The 18,107-nt window shown below is 62.8% G+C and carries 17 protein-coding genes and 1 pseudogene; 8 read left to right on the top strand and 10 right to left on the bottom strand.

Translation table 11 applies throughout. From position 1 onward, the window contains the following. Positions 1-70: 70 nt before the first annotated feature. Both RQH14_RS19225 and RQH14_RS19220 read right to left on the bottom strand, forming a co-directional pair. A pseudogene (locus RQH14_RS19225) lies at positions 71-484 on the bottom strand (IS3 family transposase); the annotation flags it as partial. 190 nt (positions 485-674) lie between these two features. After that, a complete protein-coding gene (locus tag RQH14_RS19220) occupies positions 675-1,448 on the bottom strand; it encodes an SDR family oxidoreductase (protein ID WP_311214730.1) in 774 nt (257 codons plus the stop codon). Between the two features lie 442 nt (positions 1,449-1,890). Here RQH14_RS19220 and RQH14_RS19215 point away from each other — a divergent pair, with 442 nt between their 5' ends. The 6 genes from RQH14_RS19215 (at position 1,891) to RQH14_RS19185 (ending at position 7,862) form a co-directional block, all read left to right on the top strand. Continuing rightward, positions 1,891-2,514, top strand: a complete 624-nt coding sequence (locus RQH14_RS19215; RefSeq protein ID WP_311214729.1) for a TetR/AcrR family transcriptional regulator C-terminal domain-containing protein — start codon at positions 1,891-1,893, stop codon at positions 2,512-2,514. Between the two features lie 1,008 nt (positions 2,515-3,522). Further along, on the top strand, positions 3,523-4,353 hold the full coding sequence (locus RQH14_RS19205; protein WP_396136332.1) for a helix-turn-helix transcriptional regulator: 831 nt from the start codon (positions 3,523-3,525) through the stop codon (positions 4,351-4,353). Between the two features lie 240 nt (positions 4,354-4,593). Continuing rightward, a complete protein-coding gene (locus RQH14_RS19200; RefSeq protein ID WP_311214727.1) occupies positions 4,594-5,799 on the top strand; it encodes an MFS transporter in 1,206 nt (401 codons plus the stop codon). A 267-nt stretch (positions 5,800-6,066) separates the two neighbouring features. Further along, a complete protein-coding gene (locus tag RQH14_RS19195) occupies positions 6,067-6,501 on the top strand; it encodes a hypothetical protein (protein WP_311214726.1) in 435 nt (144 codons plus the stop codon). Positions 6,502-6,612: 111 nt separating this feature from the next. Then, positions 6,613-6,822, top strand: coding sequence for a hypothetical protein (locus RQH14_RS19190; RefSeq protein ID WP_311214725.1), 210 nt, complete (start codon positions 6,613-6,615; stop codon positions 6,820-6,822). Beyond that, the gene (locus RQH14_RS19185; protein ID WP_311214724.1) at positions 6,819-7,862 is read left to right on the top strand and encodes a zinc-binding dehydrogenase; all 1,044 of its coding nucleotides are present in this window, start codon (positions 6,819-6,821) and stop codon (positions 7,860-7,862) included. The genes RQH14_RS19190 and RQH14_RS19185 overlap by 4 nt, the downstream gene beginning before the upstream one ends. Positions 7,863-8,120: 258 nt before the next feature. Here RQH14_RS19185 and RQH14_RS19180 read toward each other — a convergent pair whose 3' ends face one another. The 6 genes from RQH14_RS19180 to RQH14_RS19155 form a co-directional block, all read right to left on the bottom strand. Continuing rightward, positions 8,121-8,570 (bottom strand): cupin domain-containing protein, encoded by a 450-nt coding sequence (locus RQH14_RS19180; protein WP_311214723.1) that lies wholly within the window; start codon positions 8,568-8,570, stop codon positions 8,121-8,123. A gap of 8 nt (positions 8,571-8,578) precedes the next feature. Then, on the bottom strand, positions 8,579-8,911 hold the full coding sequence (locus RQH14_RS19175) for a carboxymuconolactone decarboxylase family protein (protein WP_311214722.1): 333 nt from the start codon (positions 8,909-8,911) through the stop codon (positions 8,579-8,581). A gap of 47 nt (positions 8,912-8,958) precedes the next feature. Further along, positions 8,959-10,539, bottom strand: a complete 1,581-nt coding sequence (locus RQH14_RS19170; protein ID WP_311214721.1) for a Na+/H+ antiporter — start codon at positions 10,537-10,539, stop codon at positions 8,959-8,961. Positions 10,540-10,761: 222 nt separating this feature from the next. Further along, positions 10,762-11,790 (bottom strand): aldo/keto reductase, encoded by a 1,029-nt coding sequence (locus RQH14_RS19165; RefSeq protein WP_311214755.1) that lies wholly within the window; start codon positions 11,788-11,790, stop codon positions 10,762-10,764. A gap of 19 nt (positions 11,791-11,809) precedes the next feature. Further along, positions 11,810-12,691 carry an aldo/keto reductase gene (locus RQH14_RS19160; RefSeq protein ID WP_311214720.1) on the bottom strand — a complete coding sequence of 294 codons (882 nt, stop codon included), beginning with the start codon at positions 12,689-12,691 and terminating at the stop codon, positions 11,810-11,812. A 17-nt stretch (positions 12,692-12,708) separates the two neighbouring features. Beyond that, positions 12,709-13,740, bottom strand: coding sequence for a zinc-dependent alcohol dehydrogenase family protein (locus RQH14_RS19155; protein ID WP_311214719.1), 1,032 nt, complete (start codon positions 13,738-13,740; stop codon positions 12,709-12,711). A 490-nt stretch (positions 13,741-14,230) separates the two neighbouring features. Between RQH14_RS19155 and RQH14_RS19150 the strand changes: the two genes are divergently transcribed. Together RQH14_RS19150 and RQH14_RS19145 are read left to right on the top strand one after the other, a co-directional pair. After that, complete coding sequence (locus RQH14_RS19150) at positions 14,231-15,112, top strand: helix-turn-helix transcriptional regulator (RefSeq protein ID WP_311214718.1); 882 nt, start codon at positions 14,231-14,233, stop codon at positions 15,110-15,112. A 107-nt stretch (positions 15,113-15,219) separates the two neighbouring features. Beyond that, positions 15,220-15,675, top strand: coding sequence for a hypothetical protein (locus tag RQH14_RS19145; protein WP_311214717.1), 456 nt, complete (start codon positions 15,220-15,222; stop codon positions 15,673-15,675). A 441-nt stretch (positions 15,676-16,116) separates the two neighbouring features. Here the strand turns inward: RQH14_RS19145 and RQH14_RS19140 are convergent, their stop codons facing one another. Both RQH14_RS19140 and RQH14_RS19135 read right to left on the bottom strand, forming a co-directional pair. Next, positions 16,117-16,353, bottom strand: a complete 237-nt coding sequence (locus RQH14_RS19140) for a hypothetical protein (RefSeq protein WP_311214716.1) — start codon at positions 16,351-16,353, stop codon at positions 16,117-16,119. 147 nt (positions 16,354-16,500) lie between these two features. Then, positions 16,501-18,084 (bottom strand): aldehyde dehydrogenase (NADP(+)), encoded by a 1,584-nt coding sequence (locus tag RQH14_RS19135; protein WP_311214715.1) that lies wholly within the window; start codon positions 18,082-18,084, stop codon positions 16,501-16,503. Positions 18,085-18,107: the final 23 nt, after the last annotated feature.

The following is an 18,107-nucleotide window of genomic DNA, read 5'->3' as shown; positions in this document are numbered from 1 at the left end:
AGTCGTTGAGGCTAGCGGGGACGGACCCGCTCACTGATAACACCGAAGGACGGGCAGCCAGCCTCGGCGGTAGCGAGGAATTCATCCGCGTGGCCATCGAGTACACAACGATCCTCCCGGAATAGACATCTTTCACCGCGCGGAGATAGCTTCCCCTCTGCGGTGGAATGTTCGGTAATGTCGGTCGGTCACTCATTGTTCGGCACCTCTGCAGTGAAGTCCCGCTCCACCAGGTCATTATGAACAGGCGGCCCCGGGTCTGCCGTTCAGGCCACGCTGCTCCGAGAACACAGGCTAGGTGCCGTGGTCCCTGCATAGGCGCTGGATCCTGTTCTCGCCCGCTGTGACGCCCTTCACTGGAGCTCGTCAGTGATGAAACGGTACCCGAAGCCGGATCCTCGGCATGGATATCCAAGGCCGCGTTGACGCGGTCGCGGTGCGCCTTGATCCAGTCGCGTTCCGTCACCGGGCTGGCCCTCTGACGCCGGCTGGTCCCGGGGAGGGCATGTGACTCAGGGTATATCCGACATGGTCAGGATCCTTCCACGAGCGCCAGCTCTTTAGGTCAGGGGGTCAACCAACACCGGGGGTCGTCCCGTTATCTCTGAAGACGTGCGTGATGCCGCCCGACGTCGAGCACTCGGGCGGCATTACGGCGAGGCTTCGGTCCCGAATTACTCTCGCAACAGCATTCCCCCGTTGATCGACCACACCTGACCGTTGATCCACACGGCATCGTCTGACAACAGGAATGTCACGACGCCAGCGAGATCTTCCGGCCGCCCTAAACGTGTGCTGGGGATTGTCTGGCGAACAAATTCCAGCGCCTCCGGCGGGAGTGCCATCTTTTCCGCGGATGTTGTCGGCACGACACCCGGAGAAACTGCGTTGCTGCGAACGCCGTCACGCCCCCAGCGCACTGCGATGTGACGAGTGAGTGCGTTGATTCCCGCTTTGCTCGTCTGGTAGGCGGCTCGCGAGTGGTCACCCACGTGTGCAGCCGCTGAGGAGGTATTGATGATGGACCCACCTCCCTGGGCGATAAAGTAGGGCAGCACTGCACGCGCTGTCAGGGCGTAGCCAATGAGGTTCACCTCGAGCGTGCGACGCCAGACCGCGATGTCCATGCCGAGGATGTCACCGTCTTGCCCGAGCACCCCCTCGGAGACGTCGGCTCCGACGTTGTAGAGCCCATCGACCCCACCAAAGCCTTCGACCGTCGAGCTGACAAGGTTCGACACCGACGTCTCATCCGCGAGGTCGAACTGTACGGCGATCGCGGCACCGCCGGCATCGGTGATCTGCTGCACGACAGCATGAGCAGCGTCGAAGTTCACATCTCCCACAGCCACGGACGCCCCTTCATTGGCCAACCGCTCGGCAGTCGCGCGCCCGATGCCGTTTCCGCCACCAGCCACGATGACTCGTTTGCCTGCCAGACCGTTCATGTTGATCACTCCCTGGAGATAGTCGCCCGTTGCCCTCTTTCGGCGCCTCCGGGCGGCGGTGCCATTCGGCATCCGCAATATACAGAGGTTAGCCTACTTCTGCACGATAACCTACGAATGTAGGAAAGTAAGAGAATAAATTGATGTGTACGATGGCGCCGGCGTCACAGGTTCGATTCGCCCTACGCCCTCTGCTGGCGGGAGGGCGGCGCGGTTGACGATCGGCAGCGTGTGGCCGCGATCAGTGCGGCGATCAGTTGCTGCGGCCTGACGGGGTGTCACGCCAACCTTCTTCCACTTATGGCGTTCTGTGCACGACTCCTATGTCGCACAATGATCCGCAGTCAGGTTGGCATTCAGCTGGAGTAGGCGCCCCAATAAAATCACCCTCCGGATGTAGGATAAACACCACATGCAGGCTTACAACAGGAAGTGACCGCTCATGGCAAGTTCATCGTCGGCGAATGACAACCCGAAACCGAGCGACAGGCGAGTGTTGCGAACACTCAAGAACCTAAATGAAGCGCTCCTGTCGCTGATTGAGAAGTACGATCTCGCAGAGATCAACGTCGCCACGATTGCCGAAGAAGCGGGCGTAAGTCGCTCCACCTTTTACGACCACTATCAGAACGTGCACCAGCTCGCCGAAGTCGCCTGCACCATCCTGATCGATGAGCTCGTCGAGTCGCTCCCGACGCCAGATTCGGACACGGTCGAACAGCGCGGCCCACAATCTCTGCAAGCGTTCTTCGAAAACCTCAAGGACCATGCCGGGCTCTACAGCAATCTCCTCGGCCCGCAGGGAAGCGCACTGGTTTCGGACCACATTCGTCGTCGTATAACGGCAGCCGTCCGAACCGGTATCGAGAACTCATCTGGCGCGTGGCCGCGCGACACCCGACCCGCACCCCGGGTGGACGACCAGGTCGCTGCAGCCTTCACCGGGGGAGCACTGATCGGCGTGGCGCTCGACTGGTTACACAGCGGCTTCCCATGTATGCCTGAGGAGATCGCTGCGATGACATGGAAATTGATGTCAACGCAAGGCAACGGGGCTGGCGCATGATGCGCCAGACATCAGCAGATGGCAGCCAGCCTCGGCACGAACGTCAAGATGCCCGGCTATCCACAAAGCCAAGCCCGACGTGATTGATGGGACTGCCGCCTCGGCGGTCTGTGCCACGTTCTCTAGGAGAACAGCGATGTGCAACCTGTTCTTGACCTCCGACCCTTCCGCTACGCGCTGAAACCAGAAGCAGTCATGGCCGGGACCGCCAATCTGGTGCCACGCGCAGGCGGCGCAACGTCGTCGAACGCAGCTTCAACACGCTCAAGCAACGGCGATCCCTGGCTACCCGCTACGACAAACCAGCTCTCACCTACCGCTCAGGGACTATTAGGAGACACGCCGTAGCAGACTTTTGGGTGTGATCCTAAGCTTTGCCAGCCGATGGCAGGTGTTCAACTTCCTTGGAACCGGAAGGCCCAATGCTCTTGGACAAGTGCTGGTCCGCTACCTAGTTCGCGTCTTGAGGAGGAACCGGTTACGGGGTTTCGCTGGCCTGGACGAGATCTGCCCCGAACCCGTGCTGCCTGAAGACCATCCCTAGCGTTGGCTGCTGACGTGCACATCATAACCACAAGCACTCAGGACGCTTGGGGGTACATTTCCTGGGGTGACGGGCTCTGAGCCAGAGAAAATATGACCCGAAGGACTGAGTCACATAAGGTACGTGCTGCACTGGAGCCGGGTTCGCTTAGTGGCGGTCCGCCCGCGGCCTAGCCGGTCCCTCAACGGGGGCCTGAACCGGATGACATTCGGTTGTGGGCAGCCTCGCCCGGTGTGGTCATTCTCAATGCTTCGTGTCAGGATCGCGTTTCGCATGGCGGTCCGCTTTCGGATGAGATGGGCTGGTCGGCCGTTTTGGTGCTGCCAGGGCCTCTTCGTCCGGGGGTCTGCGGGTGCCTGCCACCAGCGCATGCCTTGTCGTAGCGTTAGGATATGGACTATCAGGCAGAGCTGCGCGGCTTTCTGACCACACGTCGTGCGCGTATCACCCCTAAGGAAGCGGGCATGAATCCGTTCCCGGGGATGCGCCGTGTGCCCGGTCTTCGCCGTGAGGAAGTCGCATATATGGCGGGGATCAGTGTCGATTATTACACGCGGCTCGAGCGTGGCCGGGTCCAGGGGATCTCTGATGAGATCCTCGCCGCAGTCTCCCGCGCTCTCCGGCTGGACGACGTCGAGCACGAGCACCTGTTTCGGCTCGCACACGCGCTCCGACCGGCAGGCTCACGGATCAATAAGCCGCGACGCCCGTCAACGGCGGGGCAGGACGTCATTCTGCAGCGCGTACTCGATGCGCTCGAGGTTCCGGCTCTGATCCAGAACACGCGCCTGGACATCGTGGCCGCGAACCGGATGGGGTGGGAGCTCTACCCGCACGCGAAGCAGCACGTCGCCCGGAGCCACGGTGAACCCTTCAACCTGCTCCGGTTCCAACTCCTCGACCCGAGAGCACCGGACTTCTACGTCGACTGGGATCTCGCAGTACGCAACGGCGCCGCACTGCTTCGCGAAGCGGCAGGACGGGATCACGCAGATAAGGACCTCTTCGCGCTCATCGGGGAGCTCTCGGCGAAAAGCGAACTGTTCCGGACACTTTGGGCCTCCCACGACGTACTCCGCTACCGGTGGGGACAGAAGCGCTACCGGCATCCGCTCGTCGGCGATCTGGTGTTCGAGTCTCAGACATTCGCGGTGGCCGGAAACGCATCCCTCGACCTCGTCGTATTCACGGCGAGCCCTGACTCCCCGACTGCGGACGCTCTGAAGATCCTTGGGAACTGGACCACCGAGCATGACCGAGCGCCAGAGGAGTCCGACGCATCCCAACGGGACTAGAGCTCCCTGGCGGCAGCACTCCTTGACAGCCGCTGCTCTCCGGTTGAAGTGAACATCATAGCGGCTGCTCACGCCCCTGCCGCCGCATCACAGGTATTCCCAGCGTGAGGGGGTCTGCCAGACCCCGGGACGATGCGGGTCTGGTTCGTCGGCTGCCAGTGCCGTTACATGGATAACGGCCGCCGGAACTGTCGGCGGACGTCGTTCAAATGAACGTCGTGACGATGATCTGGAGAAGTAATGACCACGCAGGAACACCAGGGTATAGCGACTCAGCCGCGCGGGATGTCTCGCGGCTTGACGTTGCTCTTCGCGATCGCAGGGGGACTTTCGGTCGGCAACATGTACTGGGCGCAGCCGCTCCTCGCCCCGATTGCCCAGGATATGGGCGTCGCGTCGAGCGATGCCGGGTTGGTGATCACGTTGACCCAGATCGGGTATGCGGTCGGGGTGTTCCTGATTGTCCCGCTGGGTGACACCATGAACCGCAAGCGGATCGTCCCGCTCATCATGCTCGGCGCCGGTGTCGCCCTCGCGGCGGCCGCAGCAGCCCCTGGGTTTACCATCCTGCTGGTCGCCATCGCCTTGATGGGATCCTTGTCGATCACTGGGCAGATCCTGACGCCCCTCGCCGGGGATCTCGCCTCGGACGCACAACGCGGCCGGGTGCTGGGGACCGTGGCGTCCGGCCTCATGCTCGGCATCATCCTCGCCCGCGGATTGGGGGGTCTGGTCGCAGATGTCCTCGGCTGGCGTGCCGTGTTCATTGGAGCGGCGGCGTTGACACTACTCCTCGCCGGCGCGCTGTCGCAGCGTCTGCCCCGCGTGGACTCGCAGAAGGCGCAGCCCTACGGGCACCTGCTGATGGGCGTTCTGCGGACCGTCCGTGGTGACCGTCGTGTTCGGGTGACGATCCTGCTCGGCGCCGCACCGATGAGTGTTTTCACCATGTTCTGGACCGGACTGACCCTGCTGCTCTCCAGCGCCCCGTTCTCGTACTCGACCGGCACGATCGGCCTCATCAGCCTGATCGGCGTACTCGGGGCCGTCGCCGCGCTGCAGGCCGGCCGGCTGTTCGACCGCGGTCTGTCCGTGCAGGCCCTGGGCGCGGCGATGCTGGTCGCGTTGGTCGCATTGGTCGTCGGCGGAATCGGCCGCACCTCGATCGTCGCCATCATCATCACGATCGCCCTGTTCTCCATCGGCTCGCAGGCAGCCCTGGTGATCGCGCAGACCCGGATGATGAGCATCAACCCCGCAGCCCGCAGCCGGATGAACACCGTGTACGTGGTCGGGAACTTCATCGCCGGTGCTATCGGCTCCGCTCTCGCCGGACTCCTCTGGGCACTTGGCGGCTGGACCGCTGTGATGACTGTCGGCGCCGTGATCCTCATCGCCGGGCTGAGCCTCTGGACGTTCCAGCGCACCCGCGCCCTCGCCCACTAGCGCCCCAGCGAAACCCTCCGAACAGACAGCACATGCGACTCAACGGCCGGCCGCATGGGGCGATTCCTCCCGTCCCACAAACCCAGTAAACACACCCAGCCAGGAGAACAGCATGAGAATCGCAGTCAACGGAACCGGCATGGTTGGTCGCGCCTTCGCGACCAGGCTTACGGACCTCGGCCACGACGTCGTCGTCGGATCCCGCGACCCCGCGACCCCGAGGCGACCCTCGCCCGCACTGAACCGGAGCACAACGGCACCCCGCCATTGTCCGAATGGTTCAGAGACAACCAGGATGCACGCCTGGTCACGATGCCCGAAGCCGGGGCGCACGGCGAGCTCATCATCAATTCCACCGCCGGCATCAACGCAATCGCCGCCCTCGAACTCGTCGGCGCTCAAAATCTCTCCGGGAAGGTCCTGCTCGACCTCGCACTCCCGCTGGATCTCAGAGCGGGCTGGCCGCCACGATTGAGCGTCGTCAACGACGACAGTCTCGGAGAGCAGATCCAGCGCGCCTTCCCCGACACCCACGTTGTGAAGTCGCTGACCACCGTCCAATACGAGATCATGCTCAACCCCGCACGCCTGTCTGGCGAGCCCATCATGTTCGTCTCCGGTAACGACAGCGACGCCAAGGGGCCCGGTTACCTGCGTAACCGTCTTATCCAGATTGGAAAAAGCATTGTCTGCAGAATTTGACGGCAGGGTCGTCCTCGCCACTGGCGCCGGAACCGGGCTCCAACCCGAGAGGACGGAGCCACCTACGGCACCCCCGTGTGGATCAGGTCGGTCGCCGTAGGGACCCACCCGTTGAGCCTCCGAGCCGCAGACCCTGCTATCAACGAGCGCGTCGATGCTACCTTCACGCACAAGTACGCCAACAGCCCGCACCTTCCCGCGCAGTTCAGCGCAGGACCCCGCACAGCAACAGTCCTCGTCACCTCGCGGTTAACACCGCATTCCCATAGCGCCTCAGCCCCGGCCAAGCGCGAATCCACCACACAGAAGGATCACCCATGAAAGCAGCAGTCATCTTCGGTGCCGGCGACGTCCGGATCGAGAACGTCCCCGAGCCCAAGATCCAGCACCCCACCGATGCCATCGTCCGCACGGTGCGCACCTGCATCTGCGGATCCGACCTGCACCCCTACCACTCCCACCCCATCTCCGACACGGGCACCCCAATGGGCCATGAGCTCATCGGAGTCGTCGAGGAAGTCGGATCCAACGTCTCCACAGTGAAAAAAGGCGACTTCGTCATCGCCCCGTTCTCCTTCAGCGACAACACCTGCTCCTTCTGCCGCGACGGGTTCCAGACGGCCTGCAAGCACGGCGGCTTCTACGCCACCAACGAGACCAACGGCCTGCAGGCCGAGCTGGCCCGCATCCCGCTCGCTGACGGCAGCCTCGTCGTCGTCCCCGACGTCACGGAGAACGACACTGCGATTTTCCCGAGTCTGCTCACCCTGTCCGACGTGTACCTCACCGGATACCACGCCGCGTTCATGGGACAAATCGCTACGGGAAAGACCGTCACTGTCATCGGTGACGGCGCCGTTGGCCTGTCCGCCGTCCTCGCAGCGAAGCAGCTCGGCGCTGAAGAGATCATCCTGATGGGCCGCCACACCGCACGCACCGACCTCGGCCGTGACTTCGGAGCAACCCACGTCATCGCGGAGCGCGGTGACGAAGGCATCCAGGCAGTCCTAGATCTCACCCGCGGCGAGGGAAGCCACGTCGTCCTCGAGGCAGTCGGCCACATGCCCGCCTACGAGCAGGCCTACGGCGTCGTCCGACCCGGCGGAGTGATCTCCCGCGTCGGAGTGCCGCAATACGAGGATGCCCCTATCGGCTTCGGCTCCCTGTTCGGCAAGAACATCACCCTCACAGGTGGCCCGGCACCGGTTCGCCGCTACATCGAGGGCGCGATTCCCAAGGTCCTCAACGGTGACATCAATCCGGGCCGCGTCTTTGATCGGACCATTCCGCTCGCCGATGTTCCCGCCGGGTACGCGGCAATGGACGCCCGCCAAGCCCTAAAGGTACTCGTCACACCATAAAGAGAGGGCCGAACTGCGAGAACGCAGTGTCCACCGCCATGAGCCAACCGCTCCGCCAAGAAATCGCAAAGATCTATGAGAACTTACTTTCCAGGCCATGCAACTCCCCGGCGATGAAGGACTCACCCTCATCGCCTACAGTGCGGCACCGGTAAGCCCGGGACATGACGCAATCAACCTGCTCTCCACATGGGCTGCAACGATGCGCAGCGAAAGCAACAAAGCAAGGGAGCTGCCCGCTCGTCCCCGAACCACCTACTACGATTCGGCGCCGTTGATGCTCGTTGCGGTGTCCTCAGCATCCGATGAACGGCCGTTGTACTCGTCGTCAGTGATGTGCTCGCCCCAGAGGGTGGTCTTTGAGGGGTCTTCGCCGTTTTGAAGCATGGCAAGGTGTTCCATGAAGCAGCCCGGGGCGGCGGCGTGCCAGTGTTCCTCCCCGGGAGGAGTGTAGATCGTCTGGCCAGCGTGGACTTCGATGATTTTGCCGTCGCGGGTACCGAAACGACCGACACCTTGGGTTACACGCAGGTACTGACCGTGCTGATGCGAGTGCCACGCTGTCCTGGCGCCGGGAGCGAAGCGAACGGTGGCGACAACCATGGTCTGGTCGGGCTCGTGGGGGAGTGCGATTGGATCCAGCCAGACGTCGCCCGAGAACTGCGCGGGCGGATTTTTGGTGGTCGGCAGGGTGGGTTCGATATTCATGGGCTTCCCTACTTGTTGTCCGTAAAGAGTTCCTTGGCGATGCCCATCGCGGACATGCCTCGGGGCCAGCCAGCGTAGAACGTGACGTGGGTGATCGCTTCGATCAGCTCTTCCTGAGACACACCATTTTCGATGGCGCGGCCGAGGTGGAACCCCAGCTGGTCTGTGTTTCCGCCGGCCGTCAACACCGCTACTGTGATGAGGCTGCGGTCGCGGGCGCTCAGTTCGGGGCGGTTCCAGACGTCCTCGAAGAGCACGTCGTCGGTAAGTTCGGCGAGCTTCGGTGCGAACTCTCCGAACATTTTGCGGCCGCCGCCTAGTTGCTTGGGTTGATCAGTCATGATGGTCCTTCTCTCGGATTCTGATAATGGTCGGTGTAGCAAAATTGTCACTCGTGTGTCTCCACACCCGTGAGCCGTTGTTCTTCGACGTCGAGCCCGGTTTGGATGCGGCGGGCGACTGTGTCGTCGACTGTCCCGGCGAGCCTGAGGTCAAGGAGCGCTTCGCGCTTCTTGTCGAGTAGGGCCAGGCGAAGTTTCGCCTCCTCCTGCCGGGACTGTGTGACAGTGTCCGGATCGTCGCCGCCCTTGAGCGCCTGTGTCGCCGCCAAGTGGGACTGGAATTCGTCGGTGACGCGGGCACGGATATCTGTGGTGGTGCCGAGTTCGTCGGCGAAGTGTTCGACGGCCGAGGCGGCAGCGGTGGCGATTGCCAGTTCCGCTGTTCGGAGTTCTTCGTCCTCGGGTTCGTCGGGAAGTTTCGCCCACCGGACTACAACGGGGAGCAGTGGGCCTTGGATGAGCATGGTCAGGACGATTACGCCGGCGCTGATGAAGATGATGTCCTCGCGGCCGGGCAACGGCGTGCCGTCATTGAGTGCCAACGGTACGGACAGGGCTATAGCGAGGGACACTGCTCCGCGGAAGCCGGCAATGGAGCTGACAATGCGTGCCCGATACGTCATCCTGCGCCCTTGTTGGGAGGGGCGTCGGTCGAGGATCCGGATAATCGCGACGCTCACGGTTTGGAACGCGAACCGGATGATGATGAGTGACAGCCACACGGCGATCGTGGTCAGCAGAAGCCGTCCCACATCGCGGGCATCGATTTGGTGCACGGCGGCGTGTACTTGAATGCCGATGAGGACGAACAGGCCACCGTTGAGGAGGTAGGAGCCCAAGGGCCATGCTGATTCGGTCTGTCGGCGCGATGCTGCGGTGCTGATCTGGCTGGAAGTGAAGGAAATGATCAGGCCTGCTGCGACGACGGCCAGAACGCCGGATGCGTGAATGGCTTCGGCGAGCAGGAAGGCGGCAAAGGGGGTGATCAGCAGGGCGATGTTGATGATGAGGGGGTCACGCAGCCGGATCAGGAGCAGGTAGGCTGCTGCCGCCACGAGAATGCCGGCGACGGCCCCGCCAACGTAGGAGACGGCGAACAGGCCGGCGATGTTCAGTGGCGTGTAGCTGCCTCCAAGCGAGGCGCCTACGGCAATGGCGTAGAGCACCAGGGCTGTGCCGTCGTTGGTCAGGCTTTCGGCCTTCAGGAGCATGAAGTTCCGGCGTGGCAGCATCCGGCCCAAGGCCGCGACGGCGGTCGCGTCCGGGGGAGCGAGTGCCGCGCCGAGGATGAGGGCAGTGTTCCACGGCAGGCCCAGGAAGTGTGCCACGCCGGCGACGGCGAGGGCAGAGGCGACGACCAGCAGCGTGCTGAGCAACACGATGCCGCGCAGGTCCCGCCGGATGGACCGGAGTGAGGTGGTCAAGCTTTCCCAGAACAGCATCACTGGCAAGAAAATCAGCAACACTGTCTCCGGGGGAAGCTCAATCTGCCGTAACTGGGGAACGAAGCCCATGAGCAGGCCGAAGACCAGCAGCAACAATGGCGCGGCGACTCGGAGCCGGGGCGCCAGGATGGCGCCGGCCAGCACGCTCACGCCCAGCAATACGACTATTTCCAACCCTTCCATGCCATCTCCCATCCCTGAATTTGTTCTGTCACATTCACCTCATCGGTGGCCGAACACCTCCGGCGGTCCCAAGTTGACGCGACCGTGCGGACGATGACCCAGCCGCTGCCACGGGGTTCAAACCAGGACCGCACCGTCAAACGCCAAGTCGCCCTGGAACCAGGTCACCATCCGCCATCGCCTCACGCATGGCCTCATGAAGTGCTTCAGGGGTCATGGCGGTCATGGTCGTGTCCTTCGCCGGGCCTGGGGCGTGAGTTCGTGGGCTCCGTAGCTGTTGTCCTCGGGATTTAGCGTGACCCCAGGTGCGACGAGCTGGTCAATGCGGTCCAGCACGTCGGTGGTCAAGGTGATGTCGGCGGCGGGCAGGTAGGACTCGAGCTGTTCCATGGTGCGGGGGCCGACGATAGCGGACGTGACGCCCGGGTGGTTGATGACGAAAGCGATCGCCAGTTCGATGAGTGTCAGCCCGGTCTGCTCTGCGAGCTGGGCCAGTTCTTCGACGATGTCGAGTTTGCGTTGGTTCGCCGGGCTCGTCATGTCGAACCGGGCGTTCGGTCGCGCCGCGGAGGTAGGTGCTGAGGCCGAGTCTTTGCGCCAGCGTCCCGAGAGCCAGCCACCGCTGAGTGGGCTGTAGGTCAGGGTGCCCATGCCGTGGCGCTGCACTGTGGGAAGGATGTCTTCCTCGATACCTCGGACCAGGATCGAGTAGGGGGGCTGTTCGGTGACGAACCGTTCCACGTTCCGTTCCCGGGAAGCCCACTGTGCTTCGACGATCTGGGATCCGGAATACGAGGAGGAGCCAATGTACCGGACTTTTCCTTGGCGGACGAGGTCGGTGAGGGCACCGAGGGTCTCTTCAACGTCGGTATCGGGGCTGGGCCGGTGGACCTGGTAGAGATCGATGTGGTCCGTGTTGAGTCGGCGGAGCGAGTCTTCGACTGCCCGCATGATCCAGCGCCGCGATCCGCCGCGCTGGTTGGGATCGTCCTCGTTCATGGGCATGAAGAATTTCGTGGCGAGGAAGACGTCGTCACGGCGCCCGGCGATTGCCTGCCCGACGATTTCTTCGGATGCTCCGCCCGAGTACACATCTGCGGTGTCGATGAAGTTGATACCCGCGTCGAGTGCATGGTGGATGATGCGGGTGGAGTCGGCGATGTCATTATTGCCCCACGGGCCAAACATCATCGCGCCCAGGCACAAAGGGCTGACCTGCACACCTGTGCGGCCAAGCGAACGGTATTCCATCATGGGGTTTCTCCTTTGTTCAGGCTTCGGGAATGACCATGGCGAAGCGATCTTCGCGGGCTTCGTCCGGGTCGGGTCCGTTCCGCACTCCGGTGTCGAGCGCGTTAATGACGCCGAGTTCGGGTGGTGAAAGCTCGAAGTCGAAAACATCGAAGTTCTCGGCGATGCGGTTCGGGTTCGTCGATTTTGGGATGGCGGAGCGGCCTTGCTGCAGGTGCCAGCGAAGCATGACCTGGGCAGGGCTCTTCCCGTGGGCTTGACCGATAGCGGCGATAGCTGGGTCTTCCATGACGTTCCGTCGTTCCTCGCCCCACCCGGGGTAGAAGGTGATTCCCCCGATCGGAGACCACGCCTGGGTGATGATCCCGTGCTCGGAATTGACCCCCTGGACATCCTGCTGGGTGAAGTACGGGTGGAGCTCAATCTGGTTGATAGCGGGGATGACCTCCGTAGCCTCGAGCAGTTGCTTGAGGTGATGTGGCATGAAGTTGCTGACACCGATCGCCCGGACCCGCCCGTCAGCGAGTAGCGTCTCGAGCGCCTTGTACGCGTCGATGGTCTTCTCGAACCGGTCGGGAGCGGGCTGGTGCAGGATGAACAGGTCCAGATACTCCACACCGAGCTTGCCAACCGCTTTGTCCCAGGCGTGCAGGGTCTGGTCGTAACCGTAATCACTGACCCAGACCTTGGTCTCGACGAAGACATCCGAATGGCTCAGGCCCGACTTGCGGATGCCGTGCCCGACTTCCCGCTCGTTGCCATAGGCAGCCGCGGTGTCGATGTGCCGGTAGCCGGTGTTCAATGCCGCCTCGACGGCCGCCGTCGTCTCTTCAGGCGCGCTCTGGAAGACGCCGAGCCCGAGGGCGGGCATGGTGACTCCGTTGTTCAATGTGATGTCCATGGTTCTCCTGATGGTGGTTACGGGCGGACGAGTACTTTGAGCGCTTCGCGGTCTGCCATGGCCTGGTATCCGGCGGGGACGTCGTCCAGGCCGACGGTGCGGTCGAAGACCTTGCCCGGATTGATGCTGCCGTCGAGTACCAGGGGCAGCAGTTCCTCGATGTACGCCCTGGCCGGTGCGACCCCGCCGGTGAGCGTGATGTTGCGCATGAATTCGGGGAAGCCGAGCGGAACCTCAGTGAATTGCGGTGCCCCGACGCGGCTGATGACCCCGCCGTCGCGGACGACGCCGATGGCCATCTCGATGGCCGGCTTGAGTCCGACGGCTTCGAGCACGACGTGTGTTCCGTCGCCGTTAGTGAGTTCCTTGACCTTGGCGATTCCTTCATCGCCGCGTTCGGCGACGACGTCGGTCGCCCCGAATTCGCGGCCGAGTCCGGTACGGGATGCGTGACGGCCCATGAGGATGATGCGCGAGGCTCCCATGAGTTTGGCGGAAATCACTGCTGAGAGGCCGACGGCGCCGTCACCGATCACGGTGACTGTCTGACCGGGTTGGATGTTGGCCTTCTTGGCGGCGTGGTAGCCGGTGGACATGACGTCGGAGAGGCTCAGCAATGACGGGATCAGCATCTCGTCGAAGCCGGAGGGGACCACAACAAGGGTTCCCGAAGCCTGCGGCACGCGGGCATATTCGCCCTGCCCGCCGTCGTCGTGCCCGCCCCAATGGGCACCATTGCGGCAGGAGGTCTGCAGGCCTTCCTTGCAGAAGTCGCAGGTGCCGTCGGAGGCAACGAAAGGTGCGATGACAAAGTCACCAACTGTCAGGCCGGTCACCTCGGAGCCGAGTTCTTCGACGATGCCGACGAACTCGTGGCCCATGCGGGCGCCTTCGGGGGATTCGGGTTTGGAGGCGTAGGGCCACAGGTCGCTGCCGCAGATGCAGCCGGCGACTATACGGACGGTTGCGTCGGTGGGCTCTTGAATGGTGGGGTTGGGGACGGTTTCGACGCGCACGTCTCCGGCACCGTAGATCAGTGTTGCTCGCATGGTTTGTTCCTTCGTTAGGTGGCGCCCAGTTTCCAGTGAACACCGGTGGTGGACGTCGTGGGAGTGCATGTCAGTACCCCCATGACATGGGTTAGCGGACGTGCTCGGCCTCGGGTGCAGGTACGGCCGCACGTAGTGTCCTGTTTCGTGCGGCGAGGTCGTCGGGGAGTACCAGGACGATGGCGGTTGTGAGCTCTACGCTGACCTACGGGTAAAGGGGAATGCCTCAGTTCCGCCCGGGGGGCTGCTGCAGCGATCGCGACTCCGATGCCGAGACCAAAGCAGGTGCCCGTTTTACGGAAAATATCAGCAAGTCCCGAGGCAACTCTGGCGTCAGAGGCGGGAGCTCTGGTGCCGGCCGGAACACTATCGCGGGTTCAAGATCCATGCGTTCCATGCAACCGTGATTCCTTGCTGGCCGGGAGTCACGGTCGTTCCGGGTACTGGCAGTCCCTCCCTCGGTCTGAGGCATCGGCGTAGCGTGGAAGCCATGACACACAGCGAGGATGTGCGGAAGTTCCTGACTACCCGCCGCGCCAGAATCACCCCCGATGAGGCCGGACTGCCCGCTTATGGCGGCAACCGGCGCGTCAAGGGCCTGCGCCGGGAGGAAGTGGCGATGCTCGCCGGAATGAGTATCGACTACTACATACGCCTTGAACGCGGAAACCTTTCCGGCGCCTCGGACAGCGTCCTGGAAGCGCTCGGACGCGCCTTAAAGCTTGACGACGCCGAATTGGCCCACCTTTTCGATTTGGCCCGCGCCTCCACCGCTGTTCCTCGTGAACGACGCAAGCGCAGTCCCCAGACGGTACGGCCGAGCGTCCAACGCGTCCTCGACGCCATCACTGCCGCCCCTGCCTGGGTCCGCAACGACCGCGGGGACGTCCTCGCCGCCAACGCCCTTGGCCGCGCCCTGTACATGGAATTGATGGCCGAAGAGACCACACCGCCGAACAGTGCACGGTTCACGTTCCTGAACCCTAAAGCACGGGAGTTCTTCGCCGATTGGGAACGCGCCGCAGATGACATAGTTGCAGTCCTTCGGTCCACGGCAGGGAAAAACCCTTATGACAAGGACCTCACTGACCTGATCGGTGAACTCTCAACCCGAAGCGAAGAATTCCGTACCCGGTGGGCCCGGCATGACGTGAAGTACCACCGCACCGGCCGCAAGCGGCTCCACCACTCGATTGTTGGGGACCTCGACCTGAGCTTCGAAGCGCTTGAGTTGGCCGCGGACCCCGGGCTGCGGATCAACATCTATACGGCAGAGCCGGGGTCGCCCTCCGAGGACGCACTGAAAGTCCTCGCCAGCTGGGCCGCGACCCAGCGGAACACCACCCAAGCAGCGGTCCGGGAGACGTCGTAAATCACTGTCCATCGGTCTCCCGACACTGGCGCGGCGACGCGTCTGGTCTTGGCAGTGCGGGCTGGTGCCCTGGCTACTGCCACTCTTCGAACGATCATAAGGAAAACATGTCTTTCCGGACCCTCACACTCATGCCCGCGGTTACGGCGGGAATTGCAGCCAGTGCTGCCCTTTCATCCTGCGCCTCACCAGCAGGACAGCCGACAGCGAACGAAGTCTCTGCTCCAGCCACCACGAGCAGTCCGGAAGTTTCTACGTCTCCGGGTGGGCCTGACTATTCTGATGGCCAGTACAGCGCGGAAGGCCATTACGGCGGCCTGCCCTCCTCGATTGGGGTGACCGTGACCCTCTCCGCGGACATCGTCACCGAAGTCAGCGTTACACCTCGTGCGACTGATCCAACATCCTTGGACCTGCAGAAACGCTTCGCAGACGCCGTACCAGGTATCGTCGTGGGGCGCGACATCGATGAGATCAAGGTCGATCGACTCGCCGGCTCCAGCGGAACACCGCAAGGGTTCAACGCCGCACTGGAACGCATCAAGGCACAAGCGAATAATTGAGGCACCGTTCGGGCAACACCCATGAAGCACTTCAGCGAGAAAGAGAATGCCTACTGATCGTTAGAGCGACGAAAGCCTTTCCCGCCACGTGGCGGCCGGAGCTGTGCGCAGGGCTAAAAAACGCGCCCTGGTTCGTGAATCGACCGCCCAAATGCCTCTATATGGCCAGCAGGGCATTCGTCCCCACCGGCCGAAACAGAGCAATATGGAAACCGGCACTGAACTCAGCTGCCATCACCCTTCGAAGGCAGAATCACATGATGCCAACACCTGGACCCGCCGTTAAGCGGACACTCCGGCGGTTTGAAGAGGCCAGGCCATCAACACTTTTGCAGGGAGCACGAATATTGATTGCTTAGTGGAAGTGAAGCTGACCTTTGAGAGCGGTGGGGCTGCGTCCCGCTCGTGGGCGTTCCGACTTCTAAGGAATTGAAACACGCCTTATTGTTTTCGCTGCCGAGTCTTGGACACCGTCACGGATTGGGCCTCGCGGAGGGGGATCATGATGCGTCCGAGGCCGTCGTTTTGGATCATCCAGAAGACGCTGCGGTCTACCGCAAGCATGTCGATTTTGCCGGTCACGATGTTTCCGTCGGAGCGGAGAACGGTGACGGTGTCGTCGCGTGCCAGTTTTGACCAGTCAGGTACGGGCTGTGGACTTGTGACTCTTCTAATCACGCTGGTTGATGGTGGGCGCATTGTCCATGCTCCGTCGGTCTTGGGCTGCGCAGGGGGAAGTGACTGCGGGGATGGGTGGTGGGTTTCCGGCCCCGGGCGATGTTGTTGTGAGAGATCGGGCCCGGGGCCGGAAGCGTGAGCGAGCTGTTAGCGGTTTTGCTCGATGGTGCCGTCCACGAGACGGTTTACCTTCCAGGGGTTTGCTTCCTGCACGGGGGCGGGGCGAAGCTCCTCAGGGAAGTTCTGGTAGGCCACGGGGCGCAGGAAGCGGTTGATGGCCAGGGATCCGACGGACGTGGTCCTGGAATCTGATGTGGCGGGGAAAGGGCCTCCGTGAACCATGGTGTGGTTGACTTCAACTCCTGTGGGCCAGCCGTTGATGATGATTCGTCCTACTTTGCCTTCGAGGACGGGGATTAGTGGGGCGGCCGCACTGTAGTCCGATTCGGTTAGGTGGAGTGAGGCCGTTAGCTGTCCTTCCAGTTGTTGTGTGGAGGTGATGAGGTCCTCGACGTTTTTGTAGCGGACTACGAGGCTGGCCGCGCCGAAGATTTCCTCATGCAGGACCGGGTTGGAGGTGAACACGTCCAGATCTGCTCCGAAGACTGCCGGTGCCGGGGCGTTTTCCGTGGTGCCGGCCGTGCCGCGGGCGATGAGGTCTACCTCGGGGACAGCTTCCACTGCGTTGTAGCCCTTGTTCCAGGAGGCTGCGATGCCCGGGGTGAGCATGGTCTGACCGGCTTGTTCGGCCAGAACGCCGGTAATGGCTTTGGCGAGTTTGTCAGTGCCTTCGCCTATGGGGGCGAACAGTAGACCGGGGGAGGTGCAGAGCTGCCCGGAACTGCCGGTGACGGAAGTGACGTACTGACGGGCCAGTGCCTCGATGTCTCCTTCCAGGGCACCTGGGAAGACGTAGACCGGGTTGATCGAGGACATTTCTGCGTAGACGGGGATGGGTTCCGGCCGTGCGACCGCGGTGCGCATGAGCGCGGTTCCACCTGCACGGGAGCCGGTGAATCCGACGGCTTTGATGGCGGGGTCCGCTACCAGTGCCTGCCCGATGCTTGCTCCGGAGCCGTAGATCAGGGAGAAAACTCCGGGGTGCAGGCCGAGGTCGCGGATGGCCTGGGTGATTGCTTGGCCGACAAGTTCCGCGGTTCCGGGGTGTGCGTTGTGGGCTTTGACGATGACGGGGCAGCCTGCAGCCAGGGCTGAGGCGGTGTCGCCGCCGGCGACGGAAAAGGCAAGGGGGAAGTTGCTGGCTCCGAACACGGCCACGGGGCCGAGCGGGATCTGGCGCTGCCTGATGTCGGCACGGGGGAGGGGCTTGCGGTCCGGGATGGCTGGGTCCACGCGGACGCCTCGGAAGTCTCCGCGACGGATAACGTCAGCGAAGAGCCGCAGCTGACTGGTAGTCCGGGCTCGTTCGCCCTTGAGGCGTTCGGCTCCCAGCCCGGTTTCGGCCGAGGCCCGGTCAATGAGTTCATCACCGATGGCCTCGATGTTTTCCGCGATGGTCTCCAGGAACCGGGCGTGCTGGTCCGGGTCGAGGGTGCTGAAGGAGTGGAGGGCATCTGCGGCGGCGGTGGTGGCCGTCTTGAGCTGGTCATCGCTGATCAGGGTGTAGGCCGGTGCGAGTTCTTCGTTGGTCGCCGGATTGATGCCAAAGGTGGTTCCGGCGGCGCCGGTTACGGTTTGCCCTGCGATGAGGGATTGTCCGGTGAGTGTCATAGGGTGCTTCTCTCCAAAATGCG

Source organism: Arthrobacter sp. WCS2018Hpa-7 (assembly GCF_031843805.1).
Lineage (GTDB): Bacteria > Actinomycetota > Actinomycetes > Actinomycetales > Micrococcaceae > Arthrobacter.
Note: the sequence above shows the minus strand (reverse complement) of the source record. Positions and strands in the feature narration are given on the sequence as shown.